Raw genomic sequence first — 9,917 nt, 5'->3', positions numbered from 1 at the left:
TGTCTCATCTTCCACTCCTTGGTGGTTACGATGAGCCAGAAACACTCTCTTAGCAAATACGACTATTTGGACCCATAGGCGCTGACGTCAGACAGCGTAGACGGGCCGCTTATCAATCTGCTTTTTGGGCGCCTGGCCTCTTCAGCAAACTAACAAAGTTTAGGGCTCATGTCAGCGGTTGAGCGATGCTTCTTGTCGGCGCAATCTATCTAGCTGTGCAAAATACGATCGGCCGCAACCGCAGCTGATGTACGGTTATCGACACCCATTTTTTGGAAAATCTGCTCAAGATGCTTGTTCACCGTGCGTGGGCTAAGGTTCAAAATGACACTAATGTCTTTGTTCGTTTTCCCCATTGTGAGCCAATACAACACCTCGGATTCACGAGATGTCAGAGATAGCAATCGCGCGAGGGTTTGTTCATTCGTTTCCGAATTCCCGTGTTTGAATTTGATCAATATTTCATCCGAAGAGGACAAACCCACAAAGGTGAATTCGAACGCATTGAGCGTCAAAGGCACAAGGCTAGAAACGGGTTTGTCCACGCAATCAATAATCCATGTTTGCAGCAGCATCTGTTCAGACGCTTTGAGGTCGAAGTCTAGGAGAGCTTTTTGAGACCCCCATACCAAATGTCCTAAGCGATCAAAGGCCAGAAGAGAGCGTCCAGATAGGTCGAGCGCATCTCGTGCGCTTTGAACCAGTTTTGAATTCACAATGTGGATTCCGATGCGCGCGATCAATTCATCGACGACCACGGGTTTTGTGATGTAGTCGACGCCACCAGCATTCAAGCCGCGGATGACATCGTCCGGCGCGCTGAGACCCGTCATAAAAACGATCGGAGCGTTTGTCATGTTGGGAGCGCGTTTGATGCGTCTGCAGGTTTCGAACCCGTCCATTTTGGGCATGATCGCATCCATGAGAATGACATCGGGTTTAACGCGCGCAACAAGGTCGATAGCTGTGAAACCATCGCGGGCGACGATGACCGACATGCCGTTTTCTTCCAAGGCTGAAGACACCATGCCCAATGAGTTTGGGTCATCATCAACGACCAATGCAATGCTTTTGGAGGAGGCTAGGTTTTCATTCATGGGTGTGGCTCTCCAAGCGAGAAACGATTTCGTTGAGGTCATAGGTTTCAAGTTTTGCCTTCAGGTCCTGCAAAAGAGGCGCAGGGCAAGCTTGATCCGTTTCGAGTTGTGTCAGCATATCACGTATGCCTGCAGCATTGCCGTTGCGTGCAAATGCGATCAATTCTGCCGCCTGCTCAGGAGCAAGGTCTTGGGCGATTTGAAGGGTTTGATTTTGTTCGCTGTGCAGCTGCAGGTCGAGCTTTAGAAACTCCGCGACACGCACCACAAGGTCATCGACGTTGTAGGGTTTTGAAATAAATGCATCGAACAGCGCCACCCGTGGCAAAGGCATTTCGGCGTCTTTGGCGTGGCCCGAGATCATGATGATTGGGATGCCGACAAGCGCGCCTCCGCGCAAATGTTGTGCCAAGGACCATCCGTCTTGCCCAGGCATGTCGATATCCAAAATGAACAGGTCAGGGACGAAGTCTTCCAAAATCGTCAAGGCCAACTCAGCATTCGACGCCGTCACAACTGTAAAGCCAATTGGCTCAAAGACATTTGCGACCAAGGCCAAATGATGCGCATCATCATCGACCACCATGATAGATTTGCGAGGGCCGCGATATCCGGTCACATTCAAGGTGCGATCTTCGGCGGCGATTTCGCTTTCGCGCAGGCTGAGATGCGCAATCGAGGGCAACATCATGCGCACCCTAAACGTGCTGCCTTTGCCCAAAACGCTCTTCACCTCAATATCGCCGCCCATCACTTCGACGAGCAACTTGGTGATCGTCAGCCCCAGCCCTGAACCGCGGGAGCTGCTGTGGCCTGCGCGTTCAAAAGGGCTCCAAATACGGGGCAGAAAGTCTTCGCTGATGCCCACGCCTGTATCGATCACGTCAATCTGCGCCACCTCGTTGCGATAGGCCACGATCAGCTGCACTTTGCCTGTTTCGGTATAGCGCAAAGCGTTGGACAACAAGTTGATCAAGATCTGACGCAGGCGCTTTTCGTCTGAGGCGACCCAATCGGGAAAACGCCCCTTTGTAATGACTTCAAACGCGACGCCCTTTTTCCGCGCATCTTCTTCGAAGATCGATGTGACCTGTTTGATAAACATATTCAGGTTGATCCGGTCCCGCATAATTTCGAGACGGCCCGCTTCGACACGCGATATGTCCAATAGCCCCTCGATCAACCCTGCAAGGTGCTCGCTGCTACGGCGTATCGTCGTCACCGAGGCTTTGCGGTGCGCTGGCATTTCGGGGTCTTTTTCCAACAGTTGTGCAAAACCGTAGATGGCGTTTAAAGGCGTGCGCAATTCGTGGCTGAGCCCTGTCATATAGCGTGTCTTGGCCAAATTCGCAGCTTCGGCTTTGTCTTTGGCGTCTTGCAGCGCCTTATCCGTCCGTTCGTGGGCGCGTATTTCACGCAGCAGTTTGTCTGTTTGTTGATTGGATTCAGAGCGGGCACTGCGGTGGCTCTCATTGACCAAAAGAAACATCCAAACCGCGATGCCAATAACGATGACAGAAATGCCGAAAATGACCGTTAGCACCACAGCAAAATTGTCCTGACCTTCAATGCGCCGGATCACCAACAAAAGACCGCCGATCAATCCGGAGATGACGCTGGTATAAAACGCGAACCGAGACAGGCGTGATGTCGCGATGACCGCTAATCGCGCAGGAAGCCAGCGTTCAAAGGCATTTTGCATGTTGGTTTGAAGCCGTGCGTGGGGTTTGCAGGCGTCTTGGCAATTGCTGTCGAGGGTGCAGCACAATGAACAGATTGCGCCAGCGTGAAACGGGCAGTGGGTCATGTCTTCGCCATCAAAGCGAAAGTCGCAAATTGAACAGGTTTGTAGCCCAACAGCAGGAGGCGTTTGTGCAGGGCGTGCGATATAGTACTTTCCACCCGTGGCAACGGCGATCAGGGGGGCAAAAACAAAGGCTGAGCCGAGCGCGATATACGTCGAAAACGCCTCGGCTAAGGGGCCAAATAGTCCGGTGACCGCGACCAATGAAATGACGCAGGCCCCAAGCATCGCGCCGATGCCAACGGGATTGATATCATACAGATGGGCGCGTCTGAATTCGATGCCTTTGGGACTGAGACCCAGCGGCTTATTCACCACCAAATCGGCCACGAGCGCACCAATCCATGCCACAGCAACATGCGAATATAGGCGCAAAACTTGTTCTAAGCCTTCGAAGACGCCGAGCTCCATAAGCATCAAGGCAATGCCTACGTTAAAGACCAGCCAGACCACGCGGCCTGGATGACTGTGGGTGAGGCGGGAAAAGAAATTCGACCAAGCAATCGACCCAGCGTAGGCATTGGTGACGTTGATCTTAAGCTGGGACAAAATCACAAACAGACCCGTTAACGCCAAGACGAGGGCAGGCGAGCCAAATATCTGATTGAAAGCAGTGAAATACATGAGCGTCGGGTCGCCCGCTTGATCCATCGGCACAGCTTCGCGAATGGCAAGCGTGACAAGGTAAGAGCCGGCGATCATTTTCAAAACGCCTAAAATCGACCAACCTGGGCCGGCAATCACCAACGCAGAAAACCATTTCTTTCGGTCCAAGGCGGTCTTGGGTTCTGGCAAAAATCTCAGAAAATCAACTTGTTCACCTATTTGGGCCACAAGGGAAAAAATCACACCTGAGGCTGCGCCAAACATCAAGATCGTTGAGGTGCCTTTCGCGGGCTCGCTGCCTTCGAAATTGATCCAAGCTTCAACATCATATCCGACATAGGCCAACAAGGCGAAGGGCAGAATGTGGAGCACGACCCACAAAGGCTGCGTCCATGTTTGAAACGACGATATCTTTGAAAAGCCATTTACGACCAGCGGAATGACCACCAATGCACTGATCACGTAGCCAATGAAGATCGGTATTCGAAATAGAAACTCTAAAGCCAGAGCCAAGATGGCCGCCTCAAGGGCGAAAAAAATGAAGGTAAAAGACGCATAGATCAAAGAGGTGATCGTCGAGCCGATATAGCCAAAGCCAGCGCCACGTGTCAGCAGATCGATGTCGACCCCATAGCGCGCGGCGTAATAGCTGATGGGCAATGCGGTCAAGAACAGCAAGGCCCCAACGACCATAATGGCCAAGATGGCGATATCGAAACCATAGGTGAGCGTAAGGGCTGCGCCGATCGCCTCAAGCGCCAGAAACGAAATAGAACCAATAGCTGTGTTTGCGACACGCGCATAGCTCCACCGGCGTGCGCGGCGGGCCGTAAAGCGCAAAGCAAAGTCTTCCATCGTTTCATTCGCGACCCAGCGATTGTAAGTCCGTTTGTCGCTGGTCGCTTGAAGCCCCGTCGCCATGAATTTTTCACCCAACTATCAACGAGACACCATCACGCATTCCGCGCGCAGCCAGAGTGTCCCCGTCGCATTTTCTTTCCCCATTGCAGCATACGGGACAAAACGCGCAGGCCTATACGTCATTCAACGTATATCGGCTGAGCCGCGTTCGGATGATCGTAGTGCCAAGGGCGTTTGACGGAATCGCCCAAAATTTTAGCACTCGAAAAGGAACGGACATGTCTGACAAGGGAACACCAAAGGATTCTTTGGCGGTAACACGCCGCGCAATGATGTTGGGAGGGGCCGCTCTGGGCGCTTCGCTCTTTGCGCCAAAACAACTGTTTGCACAAGACTATCCAACGGCTGAGGTCAACACCACGGGGCTGGCGGTCACAGATGATACGGTCACGGTCGGTATCCTTCACTCGATCACTGGCACGATGGCGATTTCAGAAACTGGCTCTGTTCAGGCTGAAAAACTGGCCATCAAGCAGATCAACGAAATGGGCGGTGTTTTGGGTCGTCAGATCGAAGTGATCCAAGAAGATGGCGCTTCTGATTGGCCGACATTCGCAGAAAAAGCGCGCAAGCTTTTGGTCAACGACAAAGTCGCCTCCGTTATGGGCTGTTGGACATCTGCCAGCCGCAAAGCGGTTCTGCCAGTGTTCGAACAACACAACGGCTTCTTGTATTACCCAACCTTCTATGAGGGCCTCGAGCAAAGCCCGAATGTGATCTACACGGGTCAAGAGGCCACGCAGCAAATCATCGCGGGTCTCGATTGGGTTAAAGAAACCAAAGGCGCGAATACATTCTACCTCTTGGGGTCTGATTACATATGGCCGCGCACATCGAACAAAATCGCCCGCAAGCACATCGAAGAGTTCTTGGGTGGCAAAGTTGTGGGCGAGGAATACTACCCCTTAGGCCACACCCAGTTTAACTCAGTCATCAATAAGATCCGTTTGAAAAAGCCTGATGTGATTTATGCGATCGTTGTGGGCGGCTCAAACGTGGCCTTCTACAAACAGCTCAAAGCCGCAGGCATCGATATGACGGCAGAAGATCCAGTGTTGTTGACCATCTCAGTGACCGAGGATGAAATTCTCGGCATCGGTGGCGAAAACATGGAAGGCGCCTACGCCTGCATGAAATACTTCCAATCCTTGGACAACCCAAACAATGCAGCCTTCGTTTCGGCCTTCAAAGAAATGTGGGGCGAAGACATCGTGATCGGTGACGTGACACAAGCGGCCTACTTGGGGCCATGGTTGTGGAAGGCCGCTGTCGAAAAAGCAGGGTCGTTTGACGTCGATAAAGTGCGCGAAGCGCAAGTCGGAATCGAACTGGACACAGCGCCTGAGGGCTACGTCAAAGTGCATGAAAACCACCACCTTTGGTCCAAAACCCGCGTGGGTCTCGCCAAGGCGGACGGTCAATATGAAGTGGTATTTGAGACAGCTGAATTGGTCGAGCCTGACCCATTCCCTGAAGGCTACCAATAAAGCGCTGACCTCAATCGGTGGCCCGTATCTGCAAATGCGGGCCACCATTTTTCCTTTACAGATCAATGCATAAGGGATCCGTATGTTTTCCGATTATTCCGCGTCTGAACTGGGTGCCATCTTTGCCATGCAAGGCTTTGCTGGGCTCATGTTGTTTTCAGTTTTTGTCCTCATGGCGCTGGGGCTGGCGATCATTTTTGGACAGATGGGCGTGATCAACATGGCCCATGGCGAATTCATGATCCTTGGGGCCTATGTGACATACTTTATGTCCAATTTCTTTTCAGCCTTCATGCCTGGCGTCTTTGGCGCGTACTTTTTTGTCGCGATGATCCTTGCGTTTTGCGCCTCTGGAATATTGGGGCTGTTCGTAGAATGGGCCATCATTCGACATCTCTACAAGCGCCCACTTGATACGCTTTTGGCCACTTGGGGCCTTAGTCTTATTTTACAGCAACTCTACCGCAGCCTGTTTGGCGCGCGTGAAGTTGGCGTGACCATTCCTGACTGGATGATGGGGTCCATGCCTGTCACGGATATGATCGAGGTGCCGATCAATGGCGTTTTTGTCATGATCTTGGCCATCGGTATTTCGTTGTCGGTCTACGTGATGATGTTTAGGTCCAACTGGGGCAAACAAGTGCGTGCGATCAACCAAAATCGGGTGATGGCGGGTGCCGTTGGCATTAACACAGAATGGACTGACCGATTGACCTTCGGCATCGGTTGCGGCGTGGCAGGTGTTGCCGGCTCAGCCTTTACGATGATCGGGTCCACGGGGCCAACCTCGGGTCAGCTTTACATCGTCGACACCTTCCTTGTCGTGGTCTTCGGCGGCGCAGGATCGATCATTGGCACCATCGCCTCAGCGTTCTCGATCAGTCAGGCGCAGTCCATCATGGAATTCTTCCTATCAGGCTCAATGGCCAAAGTGCTGACGCTTTTGGTTGTCGTCGGAATTCTGATGATCCGACCTCAAGGTCTCTTCTCTCTCAAACTGCGCAAATAAGGATTTCAAGGATATGACCTTTCCCAAAACCTCGTTGTTTTCCAAACAAGAAGCGATTGGATTTGCCGTCCTTGCTGTTGTCATCTTTTTGCTGCTGCCCGCGCTCTTGGACAACTTTCGTTTGAACCTGTTTGGCAAGTATCTCACCTATGCGTTCGTCGCTATCGGGCTGGCTCTGTGTTGGGGCGCTGGCGGTATTTTAAGCCTTGGCCAAGGCATCTTTTTCGGCCTTGGCGGCTACTGCATGGCGATGTTTCTAAAGTTGGAAGCCTCGACGCCAGAAAACACATCCATCCAATCCACGCCTGGCATTCCCGACTTTATGGATTGGAACCAGCTGACAGCTTTGCCTGCATGGTGGGTGCCGTTCCATAGCTTCACACTGACACTCATCGCGGTCGTTTTGGTGCCTGTCGTCTTTGCGTTCGTGATTGGTGTCGCGATGTTTCGCAGACGTGTCGGCGGGGTGTATTTCGCGATCATCACGCAGGCCTTTGCCGCGATCTTGACGATCTTGATCATTGGTCAACAAGGCTTCACGGGCGGGGTCAACGGGATCACCGATTTGCGTACCTTGCATGGCTGGGACATCCGAACCGATGCGGCCAAAGAGATCTTGTACTACGTGAATGGCGTGCTGTTGTTTGCAGTGTTGTTTACGGCCCATTTCGTGCGCAAATCAAAATTGGGTCGCATCCTGATCGCGATGAGAGATCAAGAGGATCGCGTGCGCTTTTCTGGCTACGATGTGGCGAGTTTCAAGATTTTCATCTTTTGCCTTGGCGCTGCTTTCGCCGGCATCGGTGGCGCAATGTTCACGCTACAGGTCGGTTTCATGTCACCCACATTGGTCGGGATCGTGCCCTCTATTGAAATGGTGATCTTTTGCGCCGTGGGCGGTCGACTGTCGATCATTGGGGCTGTCTATGGCGCGCTTTTGGTGAACTGGGCCAAAACGTCATTTTCTGAAAGCTTTCCTGAACTTTGGCTCTTTGGCTTGGGCGGCTTGTTTATCGCAGTCGTGATGTTGTTCCCCAATGGCTTGGCGGGCATCTGGACAGAGCAAATCATGCCACGCCTCACCCGCCTTTGGTCAAAACGGGGCAGTGTTTCAGTTGCCAGCAAACCCGCGAAACCCAAATCAAAAGGGGCAGCATAATGAGTGCGCAAGATAGATACCTGTTGAAAGTTGAAGGTCTGACCGTGTCCTTTGATGGCTTTAAGGCTGTGAACGACCTGAGCTTTTATGTCGAGCCAAATGAGTGCCGTGTGATTATTGGACCAAACGGGGCAGGCAAAACCACAGTGTTGGATTTGATCTGTGGTCGCACCAAAGCGACAGACGGATCGGTCAAATTTAAAAACCAAGAACTGCTCAAAATGCGTGAAGATCAGATCGTTCACGCCGGTGTCGGACGCAAGTTTCAAACGCCCTCGGTCTATGAGGATCTGACGGTATTTGAAAACCTAGAGATCAGTTATCCCAAAGGTCACAGCGTGCTGGGCGCGCTCGCTTTTCGTCGCGATCAAATGGTTCAAAGCCGCATTCAAGAAATCGCAGAGACGATTTTCTTGGATGAACTTTTGGATGAGAAAGCGGCCTTTTTGAGCCACGGTCAAAAGCAGTGGTTGGAGATCGGCATGCTGCTGATCCAAGACCCAGAGCTGTTGATGTTGGACGAACCTGTGGCAGGGATGTCTGTCGCAGAACGCAAGAAAACGGCGGAACTTCTGAACCGCATTATTCAGGACAGATCCGTGATCGTGATCGAACACGACATGGGATTCGTCGAAGACATCGCCACCCGTGTGAACGTTCTGCATCAGGGCAAAATGCTGTCCGAAGGTTCGATGGCGCATGTCAAAGCCGACCCAAAAGTCATCGAAGTTTATTTAGGTCATTAAGGGAACAATCGCGATGTTGAACATCAACGATCTACGCGCAGCTTATGGAGAATCCGAAGTTTTGCATGGTTTGGATTTGACCGTCGCTCCGGGTGAAATCATCGCCATTATGGGCCGCAACGGCATGGGCAAAACCACGCTGATGAAAACCTTGATGGGAATCGTGCCAGAAAAAACCGGCAGCGTTGATGTCGACGGTGCCGCCGTGACGGGACTGAAGTCGCATCAACGTGTTGCCAAAGGTATCGCGTATGTGCCGCAGGGCCGGATGATTTTTTCATCAATGACCGTGCAAGAAAACGTGGAAACGGGTTTGACTGTGACGGGCCAAAGCACGGTGCCTGACGACATTTACGAATTGTTTCCGGTTCTTTTGGAAATGAAAGGGCGTCGAGGCGGCAATCTGTCGGGTGGGCAACAGCAACAATTGGCCATTGCCCGCGCCTTGGCATCAAATCCAAAAGTCTTGCTGCTCGATGAGCCAACCGAAGGCATTCAGCCATCTATCATTCGTGAAATGGCACGCACCCTACGTAAAATTAGAGATCAAAAGGGACTGTCGATCATCGTCTCAGAACAGGTCTTGAGCTTTGCTTTGGACGTGGCCGATCGGGTGATGGTCATCGAAAATGGACAGTTCGTTCATGATAGCCCGCGTGACGGCATCGACGAGGCGAAAGTCTCAAAGTTTCTCTCAGTTTAGCCCCATATAGAAAGGATATCGCCATGGCCGATACACTGATTTCAGTAGACCTAAGTGAAAGCCCTCATACCAACGAAAACATTCACAACCGGTGGCATCCGGATATTCCGATCAATGTCTGGGTCGAGCCGGGGGACGACTTTAAGATTGAAACCTACGATTGGACCGGCGGGCAGATCGCCAATAATGACGACGCCAGCGATGTGCGTGATGTGGAATTGGAGCAGGTGCACTATCTGTCTGGTCCGATTGGCGTCAAGGGCGCTGAGCCGGGCGATTTGCTTGTGGTTGAGATCTTGGACATCGGCGCGAAAGAGGAAATGCAATGGGGCTTCAACGGCTTCTTTTCCAAACAAAATGGCGGCGGCTTTTTGACCGAACATTT

The 9,917-nt window shown here is 52.0% G+C and carries 8 protein-coding genes; 6 read left to right on the top strand and 2 right to left on the bottom strand.

Annotated elements, in window-relative coordinates; genetic code table 11:
• Positions 1 to 209: 209 nt before the first annotated feature.
• Complete coding sequence (locus ABF287_RS15805) at positions 210 to 1,097, bottom strand: DNA-binding response regulator (protein ID WP_347185961.1); 888 nt, start codon at positions 1,095 to 1,097, stop codon at positions 210 to 212.
• On the bottom strand, positions 1,090 to 4,428 hold the full coding sequence (locus ABF287_RS15800) for an ATP-binding protein (RefSeq protein ID WP_347185960.1): 3,339 nt from the start codon (positions 4,426 to 4,428) through the stop codon (positions 1,090 to 1,092). The genes ABF287_RS15805 and ABF287_RS15800 overlap by 8 nt, the downstream gene beginning before the upstream one ends.
• A gap of 218 nt (positions 4,429 to 4,646) precedes the next feature.
• On the opposite strand from ABF287_RS15800, the gene urtA reads away from it, so the two are divergent.
• The 6 genes from urtA to ABF287_RS15770 all read left to right on the top strand — a co-directional run.
• Positions 4,647 to 5,915: an urea ABC transporter substrate-binding protein gene (urtA, locus tag ABF287_RS15795; protein ID WP_347185959.1), complete on the top strand. Its 1,269-nt coding sequence runs from the start codon at positions 4,647 to 4,649 to the stop codon at positions 5,913 to 5,915.
• Between the two features lie 82 nt (positions 5,916 to 5,997).
• Positions 5,998 to 6,924: an urea ABC transporter permease subunit UrtB gene (gene urtB, locus ABF287_RS15790; RefSeq protein ID WP_347185958.1), complete on the top strand. Its 927-nt coding sequence runs from the start codon at positions 5,998 to 6,000 to the stop codon at positions 6,922 to 6,924.
• 13 nt (positions 6,925 to 6,937) lie between these two features.
• Positions 6,938 to 8,083 carry an urea ABC transporter permease subunit UrtC gene (gene urtC / locus ABF287_RS15785; protein ID WP_347185957.1) on the top strand — a complete coding sequence of 382 codons (1,146 nt, stop codon included), beginning with the start codon at positions 6,938 to 6,940 and terminating at the stop codon, positions 8,081 to 8,083.
• Positions 8,083 to 8,829, top strand: a complete 747-nt coding sequence (urtD, locus tag ABF287_RS15780; RefSeq protein ID WP_347185956.1) for an urea ABC transporter ATP-binding protein UrtD — start codon at positions 8,083 to 8,085, stop codon at positions 8,827 to 8,829. Before urtC ends, urtD begins: the two co-directional genes overlap by 1 nt.
• A gap of 13 nt (positions 8,830 to 8,842) precedes the next feature.
• Positions 8,843 to 9,532, top strand: a complete 690-nt coding sequence (gene urtE / locus ABF287_RS15775; protein ID WP_347185955.1) for an urea ABC transporter ATP-binding subunit UrtE — start codon at positions 8,843 to 8,845, stop codon at positions 9,530 to 9,532.
• A gap of 23 nt (positions 9,533 to 9,555) precedes the next feature.
• The coding region (locus ABF287_RS15770) for an acetamidase/formamidase family protein (RefSeq protein WP_347185954.1) at positions 9,556 to 9,917 on the top strand (362 nt) is incomplete at its 3' end.

The organism is Pacificibacter sp. (assembly GCF_039769035.1).
Classification (GTDB): Bacteria; Pseudomonadota; Alphaproteobacteria; order Rhodobacterales; family Rhodobacteraceae; genus Celeribacter.
This window is presented reverse-complemented; position numbering and strand designations above follow the sequence as displayed.